This is a genomic window from Microvirga terrae, assembly GCF_013307435.2.
GTDB classification, from domain to species: domain Bacteria; phylum Pseudomonadota; class Alphaproteobacteria; order Rhizobiales; family Beijerinckiaceae; genus Microvirga; species Microvirga terrae.
Genome location: NZ_CP102845.1, coordinates 4,507,501 through 4,528,119 on the forward strand (window position 1 = coordinate 4,507,501; position 20,619 = coordinate 4,528,119).

Consider the following 20,619-nt stretch of genomic DNA (forward strand, 5'->3'; position numbering starts at 1 on the left):
TCAGACTCGCTTTCGCTGCGCCTCCACCTATCGGCTTAAGCTTGCTCGTTACTTTAAGTCGCTGACCCATTATACAAAAGGTACGCCGTCACCCAGGACGAACCTTGGGCTCCGACTGTTTGTAAGCATCCGGTTTCAGGAACTGTTTCACTCCCCTCGTCGGGGTGCTTTTCACCTTTCCCTCACGGTACTGGTTCACTATCGGTCGCTGAGGAGTACTTAGGCTTGGAGGGTGGTCCCCCCATGTTCAGACAGGATTGCACGTGTCCCGCCCTACTCATATCCAACCATCTCGCTGCTTCGTACGGGGCTATCACCCGTCATGCCTGCTTTTCCAAACAGTTCCGATGACAATCAGGTTGGCATTGGCCTGGTCCGCGTTCGCTCGCCACTACTAACGGAGTCTCAATTGATGTCCTTTCCTCCGGGTACTTAGATGTTTCAGTTCCCCGGGTTCGCCTTAAACCCCTATGTATTCAGGGCCTAATCCCTTCATCTGATCCTCCGTCTTGCAACAGCACTGTTTCCAATGACGTCACAAGACAAAGGATCGAAGGGGGGTTTCCCCATTCGGAGATTCCTGGATCAAAGCTCGTTCGCAGCTCCCCAAGACTTATCGCAGCGTACCACGTCCTTCATCGCCTCTCAGCGCCAAGGCATCCACCAGATGCTCTTACGACACTTGATTACTCTCATGATCAATGTCCGCTCGGCAAAGACCGGACATGACCTTCAAGAAAGACCTGTCTTCAACGCGTCACACGTTGAAGACGATTTTTGCTTGCCAAGCATATCCGACGCACACGGCTGCGGGCCGTGGCTGGTTCGCGGAACTAGGTCGTCCGCTGGTCGAATATGCCGCCTCTTTACGATTTCAAACATCCGCGCTCCCCCGCAAAGCAGGGGAGGCGAATTCCTTTGACATCCGGATACCCATAAAAAATGGTGGAGCCTGTCGGGATCGAACCGACGACCTGAAGCTTGCAAAGCTACCGCTCTCCCAGCTGAGCTAAGGCCCCGTCAAGATAAGATGGTGGGCCTGGGACGACTCGAACGTCCGACCTCACCCTTATCAGGGGTGCGCTCTAACCACCTGAGCTACAGGCCCCAATCGAAGCGCGAGCCTCGACCGATGTATCCGGAATTGAGAAGAGAAGCGAAGACGGCAGCGTCCCGCATAGCAGGGTCTGACTGACCCTATTGTTCCAAGTGTTCCGATATGAGCGACAGCCTGTTCGAGACGAACAGATGCCCCCAGTAAGAGAACATCCTTAGAAAGGAGGTGATCCAGCCGCAGGTTCCCCTACGGCTACCTTGTTACGACTTCACCCCAGTCGCTGACCCTACCGTGGTCGCCTGCCCCCTTGCGGTTGGCGCAGCGCCGTCGGGTAAGACCAACTCCCATGGTGTGACGGGCGGTGTGTACAAGGCCCGGGAACGTATTCACCGTGGCGTTCTGATCCACGATTACTAGCGATTCCGCCTTCATGCACTCGAGTTGCAGAGTGCAATCTGAACTGAGACGGCTTTTAAGGATTAGCTCCCCCTCGCGGGTTCGCTGCCCTTTGTCACCGCCATTGTAGCACGTGTGTAGCCCAGCCCGTAAGGGCCATGAGGACTTGACGTCATCCCCACCTTCCTCTCGGCTTATCACCGGCAGTCCCCTTAGAGTGCCCAACTGAATGATGGCAACTAAGGGCGAGGGTTGCGCTCGTTGCGGGACTTAACCCAACATCTCACGACACGAGCTGACGACAGCCATGCAGCACCTGTGTTCCCGCCAGCCGAACTGAAGAACCCTGTCTCCAGGATCCATACGGGACATGTCAAAGGCTGGTAAGGTTCTGCGCGTTGCTTCGAATTAAACCACATGCTCCACCGCTTGTGCGGGCCCCCGTCAATTCCTTTGAGTTTTAATCTTGCGACCGTACTCCCCAGGCGGAATGCTTAAAGCGTTAGCTGCGCCACTGACGAGCAAGCTCGCCAACGGCTGGCATTCATCGTTTACGGCGTGGACTACCAGGGTATCTAATCCTGTTTGCTCCCCACGCTTTCGCGCCTCAGCGTCAGAACCGGACCAGTCAGCCGCCTTCGCCACTGGTGTTCTTGCGAATATCTACGAATTTCACCTCTACACTCGCAGTTCCACTAACCTCTTCCGGTCTCAAGCCATGCAGTATCGAAGGCAATTCTGTGGTTGAGCCACAGGCTTTCACCCCCGACTTACAAAGCCGCCTACGCGCCCTTTACGCCCAGTGATTCCGAACAACGCTAGCCCCCTTCGTATTACCGCGGCTGCTGGCACGAAGTTAGCCGGGGCTTCTTCTGCGGGTACCGTCATTATCGTCCCCACTGAAAGAGCTTTACAACCCTAAGGCCTTCATCACTCACGCGGCATGGCTGGATCAGGCTTGCGCCCATTGTCCAATATTCCCCACTGCTGCCTCCCGTAGGAGTTTGGGCCGTGTCTCAGTCCCAATGTGGCTGATCATCCTCTCAGACCAGCTACTGATCGTCGCCTTGGTGAGCCATTACCTCACCAACTAGCTAATCAGACGCGGGCCGATCCTTCAGCGATAAATCTTTCTGCTCTCGCACGTATCCGGTATTAGCCCAAGTTTCCCTGGGTTATTCCGAACTGAAGGGCACGTTCCCACGCGTTACTCACCCGTCTGCCACTCACCCCGAAGGATGCGTTCGACTTGCATGTGTTAAGCCTGCCGCCAGCGTTCGTTCTGAGCCAGGATCAAACTCTCAAGTTGAAGAATTTGATCTCGACTATGTCACTACGCAAATTGACAGAGCACCTCCATCTCCAGCGTTGCCACTGAAGCGGTGTACTCACCAAAGCATAGATCAGGTCGATGTTCATTCCATCCGGCCCCAAAGGACCGGCGCAAGGACACCGCCGCCTACGCTTCTCTTCCCTCTCAACAATGTCAAAGAGCAAAATCCCAGCACCCGAAGACGCCAGAGAACCCCAAGCCTCCCGACCACCCTTGCGGGCCCGCCAGGCCTTGAAGTCCGCCGCAGCTCAGGTCCAAAGAACCCCGCCGCCGATGAAGTTGTTCTACTCGAACCCCTTCCCCAGGTCAACACCTTTCTCGAAGAAATTTTCTCGAAACCGGCGCCGCCCGGCCGTCAGAAAGTATTCAGACAAGCTTCACCGTTCGCGGAAGCGTATTCGCTTCCGCGTTGGTCTCATCCGGATCGATGATTTCGATCTGGATGCTTCCTCTTTGCGTCAGAGGAGCCTTGGAGACATGCCATATACTGGCGTCCATGGCTCTTGCCGTTGACCGGGGTCAAACAAGACTGCGGTCGGGACACAGACGAAAGGCGAGATCCGAGGATCTCGGCAGCGTCGGCGTCGTATGGGAGTGAAGCTCGCCCGAACCAAGTTCCGGCGGGGCTGCGGATATGTCGATTCCCGGATCGTTTGTCAACTCCTGACGAACCCGAAAGGGTGTCGATCATCCCGGACACGGACGCTTTCCGGGAGTGGTGGCACCTGGAAGGTGCACGAACCCCCTGAACGAACGATGGGGTTCGAACCCATGACTTGCCCCCTCCCCCTGGCCGGAACCGCGTTCGGCTTCATGGCTCGAACACGGAGTATGGGGGGCGCAGCAGGAAGACGCTCACAGCCAAGACGATGCTCCGGAGATGGCAAGGCCGCTTCGGGACGGCCGGCCTGCGCAACGGATTTCGGCGCCCCTCAGCCTCCACCCAGCCCTCCGGTCGGAAGGGCGGAGGCGAGCCCGGCACCTCGATCCGAACAGGTCCGCTTCCTGGCGGACCCGGGAGCCCAGCCTGCCGTGCGGATGCGGGACCTATGCTTCTCCGAGCGGAGGCTGACTGCGCCCGCGACGGTCGGCGGCGAATGTCGACCGCACGAACTCCCAGGCCGCGACGAGGTGGCGACGAAGTGCTTCCTCTGCACCGTCCGGATCTCGGGCCGCGATGGCATCGAAGATCGCCTCGTGCCCGGCATAGTTCATCTGGTCGATGTCGGCGCCGCGCTTCATGGACCGCCAGTGCTGGACGAGCCACTCCACATAGGCTTTGTGCACGGCCGGATAGATGGGATTGCCGGGCATCCGGTAGAGGACCGCATGGAATTCGGCGTCGGTTGCGTCGAACTGAAGGGGGTGGCCGATGGCCTGTCGATTGGCTTCCAGCGCGGCGCGAAGCTCCTCGAGGTCGTCACGCCGGGCATGGCTGGCAGCCCAGCGGGCCAGCGCCGCCTCGAGAAAGATGCGGGATTCGAACAGATTCCAGACCCCGTTCCGCTCCACCACGAGATGTCCAACGAGATTCCCGACCTTGTCGATGGCGATCTCGTAATCGGGCTTGCGGACGATGGGGCGGTGCCCCAGCCGAGTCACCACGAGCCCACGATTGGCCAGCGAGACGATGGCCTCCCGGACCGCCGAGCGGCTCACGCCATAACGGTGCATCAGGTCTCGCTCGGCAGGAAGGCGATCGCCCACCTGAAGAGTGCCCGACTGGATCATGCGCGCGAGCGCCTCCGCAACCGCGTCCGACCGACGCCCGATCGGATCCTTGCCAAGCAGCTCCACGTCTCGATCCATGACGTCCCCCGTCCGTTCTTCCGCGCGGACAAGTCCTTCATGTGAGACTTGGCGCGCTCTTCCTCGGCTAACATATGGTCGGACCAAATGCCAGTCTCCGTCAGACGATCAAGGAGTATCGGATCATCCTATCTCCTTGACAGCCCATATTCCGCTGCTCCATCCTAGTTTCGGTCATACCAAATAGATTCATCAGCGACGTTTGGTGTGATGTTGCTCAGCCTGAGCAAACTCGGAGGAAACACGAGTGACGCCATTTGCAGGCACCCCAGGGCAAGGCTTCGCCTTTGCCCCTCAAGCAACCTCTTTTGTCGGGAGCTCGCGATGAGTGCTCCCACGTCCGCCCGCCACGCCGACACAGTGACCCCCTATCAGATGTATATCGACGGGGCCTGGACCGATGGCCGGGCGCCTGGCCGCCTTGAGGTCGAAAACCCTGCCAACGAGTCAGTTTTCGCGACCGTGCCGGTCGGCTCGGTCGAGGATGCGACGGCCGCCCTGGAAGCTGCCAAACGGGCCCAGCCGGCTTGGGCGGCTCTGCCGCCCATCGTGCGCGCGGGCTACGTTTCCGATCTTGCAGCCGCCATCCGCCGTGAGAAGGCGCATCTCGCCCGGATCGTGGTGCTGGAGCAGGGGAAGCCCCTGAACCAGGCCGAGGGCGAGATCGACGCCGTCATGACGTTTCTCACCTATGCGGCCGAGAACGCCCGGCGCATCGAAGGCGATCTCCTTCCTTCGGACCATCCGAACGAGGATGTCTGGATCCGGCGCGTGCCCTTCGGCGTGGTCGTCGGCCTGACCGCCTGGAATTATCCGGCGGCTCTGGCCGCCCGCAAGATCGGCCCTGCCCTCGTGGCCGGCAACACCATCGTGGTGAAGGGTCATGAATCCACTCCCCTGTCGGCCATCGAGATCGCCAGGCTCGCCCATGAGGTCGGGCTGCCGAAAGGCGTGCTCAACGTGGTCACCGGCGACGGACGATCCATCGGCGACGCCCTCGTGCGTTCGCCTTTTACCGACCTCGTGACCATGACGGGCAGCGTGCGGGCGGGACGGGAGATCTACGCCGCAGGCGCCCAGGACCTGAAGGTCATCCGGCTGGAACTGGGCGGGAAGGCACCCTTCATCGTTCTCGAGGACGCCGACGTCGACGCGGCCGTCGAAGCGGCGATCATTTCCCGCTTCACGAATTGCGGGCAGATCTGCACCTGCAACGAGCGCATGTATCTGCACAAGGACATTGCCGAACCCTTCCTCGACAAGTTCGTCTCGCGCGTGAAGGCGCTCAGGCTCGCCGATCCCATGACGAGTCCCGACATGGGTCCCAAAGTGAATCGGCCCGAGGTCGACAAGGTCGAGGAGATCGTCAACGAGGCCATGGCGGCAGGCGCCGAGGTGCTCGCCGGCGGGCACCGGCTGACCCGGGGCGAGTTCGCCCGGGGTCACTGGTTCGAGCCCACGGTGCTGCGGGTCGACAGCAACCGGGCGCCGGTGATGCAGCGGGAGATCTTCGGCCCCGTGGCGCCTGTCATGACGGTCGACAGCTTCGAGCAGGCCCTGAGCTTCGCCAACGACACGAGCTACGGCCTGTCGGCCTATGTCTACACGAACGACCTGCGCCGGGTCATGCGCCTGTCCCGGGAGCTCTCCTTCGGCGAGCTCTACGTCAACCGCCCGTGCGGGGAGCTCGTGCAGGGCTTCCACACGGGCTGGAAGCATTCGGGGCTCGGCGGCGAGGACGGCAAGTACGGTTTCGACGGATACCTGCGGAAGCAGACCACCTATGTCCGCTGGTGACGGCCTGCAGCCCCGAACGGCTGCAGCAATCCATAAAGAACCCCGACAAAGGGGCGAAAAACTTCATGGAGGAAAACTATGCTCAGAAGAACTTTCCTGGCCCTCGCGACAGGCGTGGCCGCCATCGGCCTGGGTCTCGGCGGCGTGTCCGCGCAGGAGCTGCCCAAGCTGAAGCAGAAGGACAAGTACAAGGTCGGCTTCGCGCAGACGGAGTCGAACAATCCATGGCGCATCGCGCAGACGGAGAGCATGAAGGCCGAGGCCGCAAAGCTCGGACACCAGCTCGTCTACACGGACGCAGCCGGCTCCGCCGCCAAGCAGGTCGCCGACGTCAACTCGATGATCGCTCAGGGCGTCGACCTGATCTTCCTCGCCCCGCGCGAGGAGAAACCCCTCATCCCGGCCGTGATGGCCGCCAAGAAAGCCGGCATCCCGGTCATCCTGCTCGATCGCAACGTGGACCAGAACCTCGCCAAGGCGGGCAAGGACTACGTCACCTTCATCGGCTCGGACTTCGTCGACGAAGGCAAACGCGCCGCGGAGGCCCTGACCAAGGCCATGGACGGCAAGGCCAAGATCATTCAGCTCGAAGGCACCACGGGCTCCTCGCCGGCCAATGACCGCCGCAAGGGCTTCGAGGATTACATCAAGGCTCATTCCGGCATGAAGATCGTGGCGTCCCAGTCGGGCGACTTCGCCCGCGACAAGGGCCGCCAGGTGGCCGAGACGCTGCTGCAGGCCCATCCGGACGCGACCGCCATTTACGCGCACAACGACGAGATGGCCATCGGCGCCATCGCGGCCCTTGAGGCGGCCGGCAAGAAGCCGGGCAAGGACGTGATCGTGGTCTCCGTCGACGGCACGCGCGATGCGCTGCAGGCCATCATCGACGGCAAGATGCTGGCCACCGTCGAGTGCAATCCGAAGTTCGGACCGAAGGCTTTCGAAACCCTGGCACGCTATGCCAAGGGCGAGCAGATCAAGCCATGGGTGGTGAACACCGACCGCTTCTTCGACAAGTCGAACGCGGCCCAGCTCATCTCCGACGCGTACTGAACGCCGGGGCGCTGCCTGCCTGCGCAGGCAGCGCCTTTCCTGTTTGGCTGAACCCCTTACCGGAGCTTTCATGGCGCCGCTCCTCACCATGCGTGGCATCGACAAGCGCTTCGCCGGCATCCCGGCTCTGCGCGAGGCCGAACTCGCGGTCGAGAAGGGTGAGGTTCATGCGCTGATCGGCCAGAACGGTGCCGGCAAGTCGACGATGATCAAGATCCTGACCGGCTACTACCGCAAGGATGCCGGCGAGATCCTGTTCGACAGCAAACCCGTCGAGTTCTCCTCCCCGCAGGAAGCCCAGAGGGCCGGCATCAGCACGATCTACCAGGAGATCAACCTGGTGTCCTACCGGTCCGTGACCGAGAACATCTGCCTCGGCCGTGAGAAGCGGCGCTTCGGCCTGCTCGACTGGCCCGCCATGCACGCGGAAGCCCGCACCCTTCTCGCGCGCTTCAACATCACCATCGATGTCCACCGTCCACTCATGGTGTACCCGACCGCCGTGCAGCAGATGGTCGCCATCGCCCGGGCGATCGGGTTCGATGCCAAGCTCGTCATCATGGACGAGCCCACGTCGTCCCTCGACGAGCGCGAGGTCCAGGTTCTGTTCGGGGTGATCCGCCAGCTCAAGGCAGCCGGCGTCTCGGTGATCTTCGTGAGCCATAAGCTCGACGAGCTCTACGCCGTCTGCGACCGCGTCACCATCATGCGCGACGGCCGCACCGTGCAGGTCGCGCCGATGACCCGTCTGTCCCGGCTCGATCTCGTCACCTCCATGCTGGGCCGCGAACTGACGCAGGTCCTGCAGGAGCCGCACGATGCGGACCCATCGGCCGCCGACGCTCGCGCGCCCGTTCTGGAGGTTCGAAACCTCGCCGCCGGGCGCAAGGTCCGGGACGTCAGCTTCGAAGTGCGCCCCGGTGAGATCGTCGGTCTCGCCGGACTGCTCGGCGCGGGCAGGACCGAATCCGTCCGTGCCGTTTACGGAGCCGACAAGCCGGATTCCGGCACGATCGCTTTCGCCGGACGGGAGAACGCCATCGCGGCCCCGTCGGACGCCATCCGGGCCGGCATGGGTTTCTGCTCGGAAGACCGCAAGCTGGAAGGCATCATTCCCGACATGTCCGTGCGCGAGAACCTGACGCTCGCGCTCATGCCGCAGCTGTCGCGACGCGGCATCGTGGACGAAGCCCGCAGCCGCGAGATCGTCGACCGCTTCATCAAGCGTTTGGGCATTCGCTGCTCGGGACCGGAGCAGCGAATCCGCGAACTCTCGGGCGGCAACCAGCAGAAGGTACTGCTGGCGCGCTGGCTCTGCATGAACCCCAGGCTCCTCATCCTCGACGAGCCGACCCGTGGCATCGATGTCGGCGCAAAGGCCGAGATCCTCAGCCTGATCCGGGAACTGGCCGGCCAGGGACTCGGCGTTCTGATGATCTCGTCGGAGCTCGAGGAGGTGGTCGAGGCGGCAAGCCGCATCTTCGTTCTCCGCGACGGCCACACGGCCTCGGAACTGAAAGGCGATGCCGTGACCGAGCAGAACGTCATGGCCGCCATGGCTCACGGGCACGAGAGCGTTCCGGAGGCCGCGCATGGCTGAGACCGCCACGACCCTGCCTCCGGCACAAAGGGCTCCTCGGCTCGACGTGAAGACCGTGCTGACGCGCCATGGAGCCTGGATCGCCCTCGTGCTTCTGATCCTCGTCAACCTCGTGATCACGCCCAACTTCGCCACCTGGCAGACGCTCAACGTCAACCTCACCCAGGTCTGCACCATCGTGATCGTGGGCGTCGGAATGACGCTCGTCATCGCAACCGGAGGGATCGATCTCTCGGTCGGTGCCCTCATGGCGATTGCCGGAGCCCTGGCGCCGCTGATCTTCCTCGGTAAGCTTTTTCCCCTCCCCCACCCGGCCATCGGCATCGCACTGGCCTTCGTTGTGCCTGTTCTGGTGACGGCGGCGCTCGGATGGTTCAACGGGTGGCTAGTGACGCGCCTGCGGATCCAGCCGATCATCGCCACCCTCGTGCTGTTTATCGCCGGACGCGGCATCGCCCAGGTCTTCACCAACGGCAACCTGCAGGTCTTCAACCTGCCGAGCTTTCAGTTCATCGGCCTGGGACGGGTCTTCGGCATCCCCTTTCAGGCCATCCTGATGGTTGTCATCGTCGCGGCGGCCGCCTGGATGCTCCGGCGCACCGTCTTCGGCCGGCAGATCCTGGCCATCGGCGGCAACGAGCGCGCCGCCCGGCTCGCAGGCATTCCCGTGACGTCCGTGAAGCAACGGGTCTACTTGATCAGCGGGCTCCTGTCCGGGGTCGCAGGCCTCATCGTGATCGCCCGCAACTCCGCGGCCGACGCCAATCTCGTCGGCCTCGGCATGGAGCTCGACGCCATCGCGGCCGTGGCGGTGGGCGGGACGCTGCTCACCGGCGGACGGGCTACCGTGCTCGGCACCCTGGTCGGCGCGCTCATCATCCAGCTCGTGCGCTACACACTGCTCGCCAATGGCGTTCCCGATGCGGCGGCCCTCGTGGCGAAGGCCGTCATCATCGTCCTGGCCGTCTGGCTGCAGCGGCAGAGCCATCGCTGAGGTCGCCGATGAACACAACCTCCCTCAGGATATTCCAAGGCATCGGCCGCTACGGGGTGCTGATTGCTCTGCTCGCGCTCATCGTGTTCGGCTGGCTCCGGTACGAGAACTTCCTCGGCGCCTTCAACGTCCTGTCGGTCCTTCGCTACAACAGCATGTTCGCGCTGGTCGCGCTCGGGATGTGCTTCGTCATCATCACCGGGGGCATCGATCTCTCGGTCGGATCGACGGCTGCTCTCGGCAGCGTCGTGGCCGCCCTGCTCTCTCCCTACGGGGTCCTGCCCGGCCTGCTCGGCGGACTGGCTGCCGGTCTGGCAGTCGGCGCGTGCAATGCGTTCATCATCACCCGGCTCGGCATCCTGCCGTTCATCACAACCCTCGCGACGATGCTGGCGGCGAGCGGCTGCGCGCTGCTGCTGGCGGAAAACCAGTCCGTCTCGGTGTCCTACGAATCGGGCTTCACCGAACTCGGTCAGGGAGATTTCCTCGGCTTTCCGATCCCGGCCTGGATGGCCCTGTTTGCCTATCTCGTCGGCTCCCTCGTCCTCAATCTCACCTCCTTTGGGCGCACCGTGCTCGCCATCGGCGGGAACGAGGATGCGGCTCGTCTCATGGGATTGCCCGCGAGCCGGGTGAAGGCGCTCGTGTATCTCACCAGCGGCGGCCTCGCGGGCCTGGCAGGCGTCATCCTGGCGGCGCAGTTCGGCGCGGGCCAGCCGATCGAGGGCGTCGGTTGGGAGCTCTTCGCGATCGCGGCCGTGGTCGTGGGCGGCACGCTGCTGACCGGGGGCGTCGGCTCCGTCGGATCCACCCTCGCGGGCGTTCTCCTGCTCGGGCTCATCTTCAACATCCTGAATTTCGAGAACGGCCTCGGCTGGATCAGCCTCTCCGCGTATTGGCAATCGGTCATCCGCGGCGCATTCCTGCTGCTCGTCGTCGCCATTCAGGCGCGGCTGAGCATGCGCACCGAAGAGGCCGCATAGGGCCAGCCCCGCATTCGACCACCGAGCGAAGAAGGACGACCATGCCCCGCATCACTTCCATCGAACCCGGCTTCTATCGCATCCCGCTGCCGAGCGTTCTGACCGATTCCATGCATGGCGAGATGCGCGCTTTCGAGCTCAACACGGTGCGCCTCCGCGACGCAGACGGAGCGGAGGGCGTCGGCTACACCTTCACGGTGGGCCGCAACGGCGCCGCCATCGACACGGTTCTCGCCCGCGAACTGCCCGAGATCATGGACGGCGAGGAGGCCGACGAGATCGAGCGCCTCTGGCACAAGGCCTGGTGGGCGCTCCATTACGGCGGCCGCGGCGGCCCGACCGTCCTGGCGCTGTCGGCCTTCGACATGGCCCTCTGGGACCTCAAGGCGAAACGCGCCAATCTCCCATTGTGGAAGGCCCTCGGCGGCTTCGACGCCAAGGTGCCCTGCTATGCCGGCGGCATCGATCTCGAACTGCCCCTCGACAAGCTCCTGCGCCAGACGGACGACAATCTCGGCAAGGGTTTTCGCGCCATCAAGATGAAGGTGGGCCGCGCCAACCTGTTCGAGGACGTTGAGCGCGTCGGCGCCATGCGCGAGCATCTCGGCGCCGGCTTTCCCCTGATGGCCGACGCCAACATGAAGTGGAGCGTCGACGGAGCGATCCGGGCCGCCAGAGCCCTTCAGCCCTTCGACCTGACCTGGCTCGAAGAGCCGACCATTCCCGACGATCCGGCGGGCCACGCCCGCATCGTGCGCGAGGGCGGGCTCCCGATCGCGGCGGGCGAGAACCTGCGCACGCTCTGGGAGTTCAAGCTCTACGTGGCCGGCGGCGGCGTGACCTATCCGGAGCCGGACGTTACCAATTGCGGCGGCGTCACCCCGTTCATGAAGATCGCCCACTTGGCCGAGGCCTTCAATCTGCCGGTGACCAGCCACGGCGCTCATGACGTGACCGTGCATCTTCTCGCGGCGTGTCCGAACCGCTCCTATCTCGAGGCCCACGGCTTCGGGCTCGAACGCTACATCGCCGAGCCGCTCGCGATCCGGGACGGCTTTGCCCTAGCGCCGGACCGACCCGGCCACGGGATCGCGTTCGACTGGAAGGGCCTTGAAACGATCAGGGCCTGAACCCACCCGATGGGTCGGCAGGAAACAGGTGTCTCCATGAAAGAGCGTTTTGACTACATCGTCGTCGGCGGCGGCTCCTCGGGCTCGGTGGCGGCCGCGCGCCTGGTCAACGAGGGTCGACGCGTGCTGCTGCTGGAAGGCGGCTACTCGCACCGCCATCCCCTCCTCGACATGCCGCCGGGCATCTTCAAGATGATCAACGGCAGCAAGTACATGCGGTATCACCACACGGTCCCGCAGGAGCATCTCGAGGGCCGGGTCCACGACATTCCGCAGGCCAACGTCCTCGGCGGCGGCTCCTCGGTCAATGCGCAGGTCTACATGCGCGGCCGCCCATCCGACTACGACGAATGGCACGACATGCTGCACGGGGAGAACGATTATCCCGGCTGGAGCTGGGCCGACGTCCTGCCCCATTTCCGCACCATGGAGGGTAACAACAGGCTCTACAACGAGCTGCACGGGGCGGACGGGCCGCTTCTCGTCTCCGACCCGGGCCACATCAACGACATGTCGCGCTGGTTCGTTCAGGCCATCCAGGCCCTGGGCGAGCCGTTCTCCCCGGACTTCAACGGGCCGACGCAGCGGGGTGTCGGGTTCTACCAGTTCATGAACCGGCGCGGCCGGCGCAGCAGCGCCGCCTATGCGTTTCTGGCTCCGCTGGCGGACAACCCGAACCTCGTCATCCGCCTCCAGTCCCGGGTGCGCAGGATCGAGATCGAGAACGGCCGCGCCGTGGGTGTCACCTATCGGGATGCCAAGGGGATGGATCACACGGTCCATGCGGATGGCGAGGTGATCGTCGCCTCCGGGGCGCTCGTCACGCCGCAGCTCCTCATGCTGTCCGGGATCGGCCCCGCCGATCAGCTGCGGGAGCACGGGATCGATTGCATCGCCGACCTGCCGGGCATCGGGGAGAACCTCATCGATCATCCGGAGGTGCCGCTCATCGCGAAGGCGAACGGACCCTACGGCTATTACAAGCAGGGTGTCGGGTGGCGGATGCTCCGCAACGGCATCCACTTCCGGCTCTTCGGTTCGGGCCCGATCCTTTCGGCGGGCGTCGAAGCCGGCGCCTTCGTCAATCCGACCGACCCGAATGCGGAACCCACCATCCAGGCCTTCTGCGTGCCGATCATCTATCTCGATCGCGACACGCTCGGCCTCGTGGACGACACCTACGGGCTGACGATCACGACCGTGGTGGTGAAACCGAAATCCCGCGGCTATGTCCGCCTGAGCTCCGCCGATCCGGACGCCATGCCGTTGGTCTCGCCCAATCTGTTGAAGCATCAGGACGACGCCCAGGCCATGATCGACGGTCAGCGCTTCTTCATCCGGGCTTTCGAGACCAGCCCGCTGAAGGAGCGGATCGAGCGCGTGTCGATCCCCGATCCGAACGACCTCAGCGATGAGGCGATCATGAAGCACTGCCGGCGTTTCGTGAAAACGAACTATCACCCGAGCGGGACATGCCGGATGGGAACGGCGAGCGATCCGATGGCCGTCCTCGATTCCAGGCTCCGCGTCCGCGGGGTCGAGAACCTGCGCGTCTGCGACCTCTCGGCCATGCCCAACATCAACGCGGGGAACACCAATGCCCCCGCCATGATGATGGGAAGCCGCTGCGCCGAGCTCATCACCGGCCGGCCTACGGTCAGCACCTCCCAGTTCGGACCGCGCCTGTCCGAACAAGGAGACATGAGCGTCGCCACGCTGAGCTGAACCTGTCCTGGAGGGGAAGACTGCTCGGCGGTTGTTCGGCGCAACCGCCTGGTCTCTCCGGACCGCCGGGGCACTCTGGTCGACCCCACGGAGTCCAGACACGAAAAGCTCTGCAAATGCAGGGCTTTATTTGGAGCAGGCGATGGGAATCGAACCCACGACATTCAGCTTGGGAAGCGCTTGCAAGTCATTGATCTAGCTAGGATCTAGCTAGACCACGCTCCTCGTCCACAAGGACAAAGGGAACATTTCGTAAGGGACAAACGAAGGATTCAAAAGAAAACCGCCGCACCGGCTGGTCCCCGGAACGGCGGCAATGTGGTCAAGAAGCTAGGTAGAACTTCCGCCAACGATTTTAGGACGAGCCCCCTGTCCCTGACAAGGGTGCGCGTGGTCGCCTGCTTCAGTGATGAGGGCTACCTCTATGGCTGGGTGGCGGCGCGATGAGTACCCTCTCCCTCGCCTCCCTCGCCGACACACTCGGCGGTGGGGTGTCTGGCTCACAGGTTCTGGCGCCTGGCCCGAAGCATTCACCCGGGACCGCTCTCTTGCCGTGCGGCTCGATCCGCAGGCCCCCGGCGGCTTCCTCGTTCATAGCTTCTGCGGCGACGGCCCTCTGGAGGCCAAGGATTATGTACGGGACAAGCTGGGCCTTCCGTTCACTTATTCAAAGACTTCCGAAAAAGGGATTTCGCTGGATCCGCTGAAATGGTGTGCCCATGACGGTCTTACCTATGCGGCTCGCTCTGCCCAGGCATTGCGCATCTGGGCCGAGGCCATGGATCCACACAGCACTCCCGTTGAATCCTATCTCCGGCGCCGTGGGCTCGATCTGCCACGCGCTGCCGCGGGTGAAGCCATCCACTTCCATCTCACTTGTCCCTTCGCGGGAAGCTCTACAGCGGCGATGGTGTGTCTTGTGCGGGATATTCTCACCAACGAACCCAAGGCCATCCACAGGACCGCTTTGACCGCCGAGGGGCACAAGGGGAATGTATCAGGCCATGACGCCTGTCTCTTGGTCCGATTCATGGCGGTGCGATCAAGCTGACACCCGACCCAGACGTGACCTTATGCCTTGGTGTGGGTGAAGGCCTGGAAAGCACCTTGTCTCTCCGGCTCGCCCATGAGTTCGGTCCTGGCCCTATCTGGTGCCTCCTGTCCGCTGGAGGAGTGAGCAGCCTACCGGTCCTTGGTGGTGTCGAGTGCCTTTGGATGGCAGTCGACAATGACCCAGCGGGCCAAAAGGCTGCAAGCACCTGCTCCGAACGGTGGCGTGAAGCCGGCCGTGAAGTCTTCGTCGTGACGGCTCATGCCGAGTCCTCTGATCTCAATAATTGTCCGAAAGGGGACCGGCACCATGCTTGATCCCAAAGCGTACACTGTCGAGCACCTTCCCCCCACACCAGCGCGGCGCCCTCTCAACCTGCCTCCGGAGCTGGAAGACGGAGCAGCAACGGCATCAAGCAGATGCTCTTCAAGATGACCAAGGCAGGCGAGGTTCTGAAGTTATCAGGAGGATCTTGCGCACGTGCAGGATTGTCGTCGGGTTTTTCCAACTGAAACGCCGGGTAGACCGTACAGCCGTCCATGTCGATGGCGATCAGCTCGCCCGCCTCACGTCATGTTCCGGATCCACTCGATATTCCGCGCCCTGGCCGGTGCCATTCAGTTTCCATGACGGCGGCGTCACGCGAGGTCAGAATCGAAATCGTTGGATCATGGTACCGCCAACTGTCGCTTGATCGCTCGCTCGATCCATGCAGCCCGTGACATCCCAGCCCCCGCCGCTGCCTGCTCTACTTGGCTAAGTACCGTCGGCACCAAGGGCACGTCGAGGAGAACCTCCAACTCCTCTTGGCCCGACTGCCCGTAGGCGAGCCCCGTCACCTGCCGCGCGAACCGCCGAACCCGGTCGGTCTTCTGCGGGTCCGAGAGGGTGGCGTCGTTTGCCACGAGCGGACAATAGGCGCCAACCAGATAGTCGACGACGAGAGCCGGTTTCATTCCATTCTTGCGAAAGTCGGCCACAAGCTCACCGACCCGAGTGTCGGCTGTGAGGTTCGTTGCGTCCGAAGGTAAGGCGCTCAGCAAGGGCGTATTCCTCAGCGCATCGGTCGTCACGGTCTCCGGGCAGGTGAAGGCTGCGGCAGCAGTCGGTCGTACGATCAACCCCGTGAGCGCGGCTCCGTAGGCCAAGATCAGAAGCATGACAGGTCTCACCGTCATCAAATCCTCCTTCAACGAAGCGTTACGTTGAAACCCGGTAAGCTACCTCGCAAAGGAACCGACCGACCGGGATCATGATCGAATTGTCGATGGTCGCTCGTGCGGTCCCCACTCGCGGCAAAACGGCTGCGCATGCGAGCGGAAGGAACGACTTACCAGAAACCGGGCCCCCACGGCCCGAAGTCGAAGGCATCCTGGTTCATCATCGCGGTCATCTGCTGCTCATCGGCCAGTTGCTTGGCAAAGACGGCGGCACGGTAACTCGACCAAGCTGCCTGGTTGCCGAAATAGACGCACTGACACCCGGCAGGATCGGCATAGACATAGACCACCGTCCCACCTGAGGTCTGACGAACGAACTTGTTCGGCGGAAGCTTTTTCATGGCGGCAATCCGTGCCGGGGAATTGGCGGGCTGAAGCGTGAACCCGGCTGCCGCGAGCAGATCTTCCTTGTCCTGAACAGCCTGCTGCGGGGTTTGGCATGCGGACAAGGCCAGGCTGATTGCGCCAAGCGTCAGGATCGATGGGATCTGCATTGTTACCCTCCAGGTGGCTGGGATCTCGACGGGAACGGCTCGGTCTACGCGGACAGCCTCCCGCAAAAGCGAGCGGCCAAGTTCTGATCGATGCGCGGCGTCGGCGCTCGGCGCATCCTGCCGCCGCCGTCGTAGCCCGGATCGCTGGAGCCGACGGTGTCGGCGAGGATGAACACGACGCTGGGCTTCGGCTGCTGGGCCACAGCTGCGGCGCCCGGCAGTGTCAGAGCCGCGTCGCACGAGCCGAATGGCAGTGCGGCCCGCGATTGGCGTGTGAATCGGTGCATGCTGCTCCTCCCTTGAGGCGATCAGGATTCGCTCCTTGCGTCTTGCCCCGGCCTTGCTCCTTGCCGCAGCCTGGCGCCGCGATCCGGCAGTGGCTACTCGAACGCGAAAATGCGCTTCCAGTCGTTCTTCATGCTGATCACCGTCCAGCCGTCCTTCCCCGCCTCGTCGTAGAGGCCCGGGGAGAAGGTGCCGACCTTGCTGTCGGGCAGGCCCTGCGCCGGGCCGTAGGCGTATTCGCGGGTGGCGTCGTCGTGGAGCACCAGCATCTTCAGCCGCACTCCATCGCCGGCACCGACCCACTCCAGCATTTCCCGATCACCGACCGAGTTGCCGAAGGCGGCATTGGGCCGCCGGCCGATCATCAGGTGAATCCCCTCCGGCTTGCCGGCGTCGTTGTTGTTCAGGAGCAGCTTCGGCTCCTTTGTCAGAAACGGCTTGCCGTCCGTGTCATAGCCGAACTTCGTTCCGCCGGCGGTGCCGACCACCTGCTCGGGCGGGATCCCGTAGACCTGCTGCGCATAAACGCGCACGAAATCCTGGCCGCCGCCGGTGACGATGTAGGTCCTGTAGCCGTTGTCGCGCAGGTGGCGCAGCACCTCGAGCATGGGCTGGTAGGCGAGCTCCGTGTAAGGACGTTTCCAGCGCGGGTCCCGCGCCGCAGCGAGCCACCTCTGTACCTCGGTGGTGAACTCCTCGACCGACATGCCTGTCAGCGTCGCGGCAAGGATCCGTTCGAGGTCCGCCATCGGGAGGCGCGCCATGGCCTCGCGATCACCCGAGAGCACGGTCTTGAAGGGCTCGACGTCCCTGAGTTCAGGCTGTTTCTCCACCACGGCAGGAACGCGCTCCAGGCAATAGACCACCTGGGTGTACATCGGGTGCTCCACCCACAGCGTGCCGTCCTGGTCGAAGGCGGCGATGCGATCCTCCGGCCGGACGAAGCCTGGGTTCGACGGGTCGGTGGTGGCGCGCACGAAGGTGAGGATGGCACGCTTCGCCGCCCCGTCGTTCCACGACGGCAGCGGGCCACCTTCGGTTGACGTCTGCGCCGCCGCCGGGATGGGACGGGAGAGCCCGGACAGGGCCGGCAGCAGCGCCAGGGACGAGAGCATGAGGCGACGGTTGATGCCGGAGGGAGGATTGATCGGTTTCATGTCGTCTCCATTCCTATCCGCGATGACGCAGCTAATTGCTGGATGGTGGATTCCTGAGCTTCTCCATGGCCTGCTCGACCGAGAAGGACCCAGGTCGCTGGCGAGGCGGAAACTGCTGGAAGCTCGCCAGATGCTGGCCGACGATCGCCTGGGCCGGGACAACCACGAAGGCATGCTCGATGAACCAACGGACGTAGTCGCCGGACTCGTTCTGGGCGCGCTCGAAGGGATCGGAGCGAAGATTGAAGAGCATCGGCAGCCGCAGTTCGATCATCGGCTGCGCCCACACATCAAGACCATGCGCCTTCTGCTCCAGGAACACGGCCTTCCATTGGTCATAGCGGAGGCCGGCGAGATTGCCGTCATCGGTCCAGTAGAAGAACTCGCGGCGCTTGCTCGGTCCCTTGCGTCCGAGCAGGTCGCGCTGGTCGTAGCCGTCCAGGTGAACCTTGAAGGTCTTGCCGGCCGCATCGTAGCCTTGCAGCAGCTTGCTCTTGATGTCCGGCTCGCCGGCGGCGGCCACAAGCGTTGTCGTCCAATCCTCGGCAGAGACGATCTCGTTGACTTCGCTGCGCGGCGGCACCGTGCCGGGCCATCGCACGATGGCCGGAACGCGATAGCCGCCCTCCCAGTTGGTGTTCTTCTCGCCACGGAACGGCGTCGTGCCGCCGTCCGGCCATGAGAACACCTCCGCCCCGTTGTCGGTGGTGTAGATCACGATCGTGTTGTCGGCGATGCCGAGGTCGTCCAGCTTCTTTAGAACCTGCCCGACCTGCCCATCGTGCTCCGCCATGCCGTCCGGGTAGATGCCGAGACCAGTCTTGCCCTGCGACTCAGGCTTGAGCCGGGTCCAGATGTGCATGCGGCTCGGGTTGAGCCAGACGAAGAACGGCTTCCGGTCCCGGTTCGCCCGGTCGATGAAGTCGAGTGACGCATTGAGGAATTCCTCGTCGATCGTCTCCATGCGCTTCTTGGTGAGAGGGCCAGTGTCCTCGCAGGTCTGCTTGCCCCATGGGCCGAAGCGGGAATCGCTGCCCGGCGTGTCGGTCGCGGTGGCACGGCAGCGCAACACGCCGCGCGGTCCGAACATCGCTCTGAAAGCGGGGTCTTTCGGATAATCCGGATGCTCGGGCTCATCCTCCGCATTGAGATGGTAGAGGTTGCCGAAGAATTCGTCGAAGCCGTGCACCGTCGGCAGGAACTCGTTGCGGTCCCCGAGATGGTTCTTGCCGAATTGCGCGGTCACGTAGCCCTGCGGCTTGAGCAGTTCGGCAATAGTCGGATCCTTTTCCGACAGGCCCTCCTTCGCGGCAGGCAATCCGACTTTCAGGAGCCCGGTCCGCAAGGGGCTCTGGCCGGTGATGAAGGCGGCACGCCCCGCCGTACAGGATTGCTGGCCGTAGTAGTCGGTGAAGATCGCACCCTCATTGGCGATGCGGTCGATGTTGGGCGTGCGGTAGCCCATCATGCCGCGATTGTAGGCGCTGATGTTCCAGTAGCCGATGTCGTCGGCCATGATGACAAGGATGTTAGGCTTTTGCTGCTGCGCGACCGCCGGCGCGCCGGTGACCGTCGCGGAGGCAAGCAACGTGGCCAGTCCGAAACCGAGCTTCGCATGGGCTTTCATATCTCTGAGGCTCCAACTTAAAGGGATTGGGTGAGCGAACGGTCTCCCGCACATTCGCGCCGGTTCACTCACCTCGAAACGCACTCCGTTCAGTAGCAAGGCCCATACGGGTAGTACCCGCACAGGCCGCCACCGCCGTATCCAATGTCCGGATAGGCCGCCTCGGCGGCTCCCATGGCGGTCCCTGCGGCAATGCCGGCCGCCGTGGCGCCGGCCCCGTACCAAGCACCATGATAGACCGGGGCATGCCAGTAGGTGCCATGCACGACGTTGACGTCGCCGACACGCGCATAGCCGAAGCGGTCACCGCCGAAACGATCCACCCCGCCGCCGCGGAAGCCGCCGCCGGCGAACCCACCATGGAACCCGCCGAAGCCACCGCCGAAGCCACCAAAGTGATCGATGAACAGGGCCGCCGGTCCGCTCGCCCCGTTCAGATTGCCCTCCAGCACCGCCACGTCGAAGGTGAGGGTGCCGCCCTCGAGCTTGGGCGCCTTCAGGGTCACCACGGCATCGCTCACCTGCGAGCCGTCGCCGCCCAGGACCGACACGGTGGCGTTGGGCGGATCCTTGGCGAAGCTGTCCTTGCCCTCGTCCCACTGCATGATGAACTGCTGGGTCATGACGTGACCGGCCGCCCGCACCGGGCGATCGGCGAACACGATCGAACTCGGCGATACGCCCGTCAGGGTCAGCCGGTTGCCCTCGAGCTTGGCGCCCGCGGCGTTGAGAACGGCAAGCGACGGCACCGGGCCGGTGGGCGTGACCCGACCGATGGCTTTCGTCGGCATCGGCGGCTTGGCGCCCGCGTCCTGCGCGGGAGCGCTGATCGTCATCGTGCCGAGGCCGCCGGTGACCAGGATGAGACAGGCGACGTGCTTGCTGAACATGGCGAGAACTCCCTT

General features: G+C 63.4%; 16 protein-coding genes, 2 tRNA genes and 2 rRNA genes (1 of these 20 only partly in view). 9 read left to right on the forward strand and 11 right to left on the reverse strand.

All coding sequences use genetic code 11. The features are described 5' to 3' along the window. From HPT29_RS21195 to HPT29_RS21215, 5 genes are all read right to left on the reverse strand, one after another. Positions 1-688, reverse strand: a 23S ribosomal RNA gene (locus HPT29_RS21195) (it extends 2,121 nt beyond the left edge of the window). 255 nt (positions 689-943) lie between these two features. Next, positions 944-1,019 (reverse strand) — tRNA-Ala (locus tag HPT29_RS21200). Positions 1,020-1,031: 12 nt separating this feature from the next. After that, positions 1,032-1,108: transfer RNA gene (locus HPT29_RS21205), tRNA-Ile, on the reverse strand. 167 nt (positions 1,109-1,275) lie between these two features. Beyond that, a 16S ribosomal RNA gene (locus HPT29_RS21210) occupies positions 1,276-2,762 on the reverse strand. The 16S and 23S rRNA genes sit together here with 2 tRNA genes alongside, the layout of an rRNA operon. 1,071 nt (positions 2,763-3,833) lie before the next feature. Further along, positions 3,834-4,595 carry an FCD domain-containing protein gene (locus HPT29_RS21215; protein ID WP_173945335.1) on the reverse strand — a complete coding sequence of 254 codons (762 nt, stop codon included), beginning with the start codon at positions 4,593-4,595 and terminating at the stop codon, positions 3,834-3,836. A 324-nt stretch (positions 4,596-4,919) separates the two neighbouring features. Here HPT29_RS21215 and aldA point away from each other — a divergent pair, with 324 nt between their 5' ends. From aldA to HPT29_RS28910, 9 genes are all read left to right on the forward strand, one after another. Next, the gene (gene aldA, locus HPT29_RS21220; RefSeq protein ID WP_173945336.1) at positions 4,920-6,392 is read left to right on the forward strand and encodes an aldehyde dehydrogenase; all 1,473 of its coding nucleotides are present in this window, start codon (positions 4,920-4,922) and stop codon (positions 6,390-6,392) included. A 78-nt stretch (positions 6,393-6,470) separates the two neighbouring features. Next, entirely contained in the window at positions 6,471-7,448 is a 978-nt protein-coding gene (locus tag HPT29_RS21225) for an ABC transporter substrate-binding protein (RefSeq protein ID WP_173945337.1), read from the forward strand. A 70-nt stretch (positions 7,449-7,518) separates the two neighbouring features. Continuing rightward, on the forward strand, positions 7,519-9,048 hold the full coding sequence (locus HPT29_RS21230; protein ID WP_173945338.1) for a sugar ABC transporter ATP-binding protein: 1,530 nt from the start codon (positions 7,519-7,521) through the stop codon (positions 9,046-9,048). After that, entirely contained in the window at positions 9,041-10,042 is a 1,002-nt protein-coding gene (locus HPT29_RS21235; RefSeq protein WP_173945339.1) for an ABC transporter permease, read from the forward strand. Before HPT29_RS21230 ends, HPT29_RS21235 begins: the two co-directional genes overlap by 8 nt. Before the next feature lie 8 nt (positions 10,043-10,050). Further along, entirely contained in the window at positions 10,051-11,025 is a 975-nt protein-coding gene (locus HPT29_RS21240; protein WP_173945340.1) for an ABC transporter permease, read from the forward strand. 41 nt (positions 11,026-11,066) lie between these two features. Beyond that, positions 11,067-12,155 (forward strand): mandelate racemase/muconate lactonizing enzyme family protein, encoded by a 1,089-nt coding sequence (locus HPT29_RS21245; protein WP_173945341.1) that lies wholly within the window; start codon positions 11,067-11,069, stop codon positions 12,153-12,155. A gap of 36 nt (positions 12,156-12,191) precedes the next feature. Then, a complete protein-coding gene (locus HPT29_RS21250) occupies positions 12,192-13,880 on the forward strand; it encodes a GMC family oxidoreductase (protein WP_173945342.1) in 1,689 nt (562 codons plus the stop codon). A gap of 553 nt (positions 13,881-14,433) precedes the next feature. Continuing rightward, positions 14,434-14,931, forward strand: coding sequence for a DUF7146 domain-containing protein (locus tag HPT29_RS21255; RefSeq protein ID WP_173945343.1), 498 nt, complete (start codon positions 14,434-14,436; stop codon positions 14,929-14,931). Positions 14,932-14,963: 32 nt separating this feature from the next. Then, a complete protein-coding gene (locus tag HPT29_RS28910) occupies positions 14,964-15,248 on the forward strand; it encodes a toprim domain-containing protein (RefSeq protein ID WP_432807266.1) in 285 nt (94 codons plus the stop codon). Positions 15,249-15,599: 351 nt separating this feature from the next. Here HPT29_RS28910 and HPT29_RS21265 read toward each other — a convergent pair whose 3' ends face one another. From HPT29_RS21265 to HPT29_RS21290, 6 genes are all read right to left on the reverse strand, one after another. Then, entirely contained in the window at positions 15,600-16,109 is a 510-nt protein-coding gene (locus HPT29_RS21265) for a hypothetical protein (protein WP_173945345.1), read from the reverse strand. 152 nt (positions 16,110-16,261) lie between these two features. Then, positions 16,262-16,645, reverse strand: a complete 384-nt coding sequence (locus tag HPT29_RS21270; protein WP_173945346.1) for a hypothetical protein — start codon at positions 16,643-16,645, stop codon at positions 16,262-16,264. A gap of 44 nt (positions 16,646-16,689) precedes the next feature. Next, positions 16,690-16,932, reverse strand: a complete 243-nt coding sequence (locus HPT29_RS21275; protein ID WP_173945347.1) for a hypothetical protein — start codon at positions 16,930-16,932, stop codon at positions 16,690-16,692. Between the two features lie 93 nt (positions 16,933-17,025). Next, positions 17,026-18,087, reverse strand: coding sequence for an HAD family hydrolase (locus tag HPT29_RS21280; protein ID WP_210271900.1), 1,062 nt, complete (start codon positions 18,085-18,087; stop codon positions 17,026-17,028). A gap of 31 nt (positions 18,088-18,118) precedes the next feature. Further along, positions 18,119-19,714, reverse strand: a complete 1,596-nt coding sequence (locus HPT29_RS21285) for an arylsulfatase (RefSeq protein WP_173945348.1) — start codon at positions 19,712-19,714, stop codon at positions 18,119-18,121. 89 nt (positions 19,715-19,803) lie between these two features. Next, a complete protein-coding gene (locus tag HPT29_RS21290; RefSeq protein ID WP_259060237.1) occupies positions 19,804-20,604 on the reverse strand; it encodes a hypothetical protein in 801 nt (266 codons plus the stop codon). Positions 20,605-20,619: the final 15 nt, after the last annotated feature.

Bases quoted from the DNA above. Each gene is read 5' to 3' on its own strand.
- HPT29_RS21215 (WP_173945335.1), bottom strand. From the start codon at position 4,595: ATGGATCGAGACGTGGAGCTGCTTGGCAAGGATCCGATCGGGCGTCGG.
- aldA (WP_173945336.1), top strand. From the start codon at position 4,920: ATGAGTGCTCCCACGTCCGCCCGCCACGCCGACACAGTGACCCCCTAT.
- HPT29_RS21225 (WP_173945337.1), top strand. From the start codon at position 6,471: ATGCTCAGAAGAACTTTCCTGGCCCTCGCGACAGGCGTGGCCGCCATC.
- HPT29_RS21230 (WP_173945338.1), top strand. From the start codon at position 7,519: ATGGCGCCGCTCCTCACCATGCGTGGCATCGACAAGCGCTTCGCCGGC.
- HPT29_RS21235 (WP_173945339.1), top strand. From the start codon at position 9,041: ATGGCTGAGACCGCCACGACCCTGCCTCCGGCACAAAGGGCTCCTCGG.
- HPT29_RS21240 (WP_173945340.1), top strand. From the start codon at position 10,051: ATGAACACAACCTCCCTCAGGATATTCCAAGGCATCGGCCGCTACGGG.
- HPT29_RS21245 (WP_173945341.1), top strand. From the start codon at position 11,067: ATGCCCCGCATCACTTCCATCGAACCCGGCTTCTATCGCATCCCGCTG.
- HPT29_RS21250 (WP_173945342.1), top strand. From the start codon at position 12,192: ATGAAAGAGCGTTTTGACTACATCGTCGTCGGCGGCGGCTCCTCGGGC.
- HPT29_RS21265 (WP_173945345.1), bottom strand. From the start codon at position 16,109: ATGACGGTGAGACCTGTCATGCTTCTGATCTTGGCCTACGGAGCCGCG.
- HPT29_RS21270 (WP_173945346.1), bottom strand. From the start codon at position 16,645: ATGCAGATCCCATCGATCCTGACGCTTGGCGCAATCAGCCTGGCCTTG.
- HPT29_RS21275 (WP_173945347.1), bottom strand. From the start codon at position 16,932: ATGCACCGATTCACACGCCAATCGCGGGCCGCACTGCCATTCGGCTCG.
- HPT29_RS21280 (WP_210271900.1), bottom strand. From the start codon at position 18,087: ATGAAACCGATCAATCCTCCCTCCGGCATCAACCGTCGCCTCATGCTC.
- HPT29_RS21285 (WP_173945348.1), bottom strand. From the start codon at position 19,714: ATGAAAGCCCATGCGAAGCTCGGTTTCGGACTGGCCACGTTGCTTGCC.
- HPT29_RS21290 (WP_259060237.1), bottom strand. From the start codon at position 20,604: ATGTTCAGCAAGCACGTCGCCTGTCTCATCCTGGTCACCGGCGGCCTC.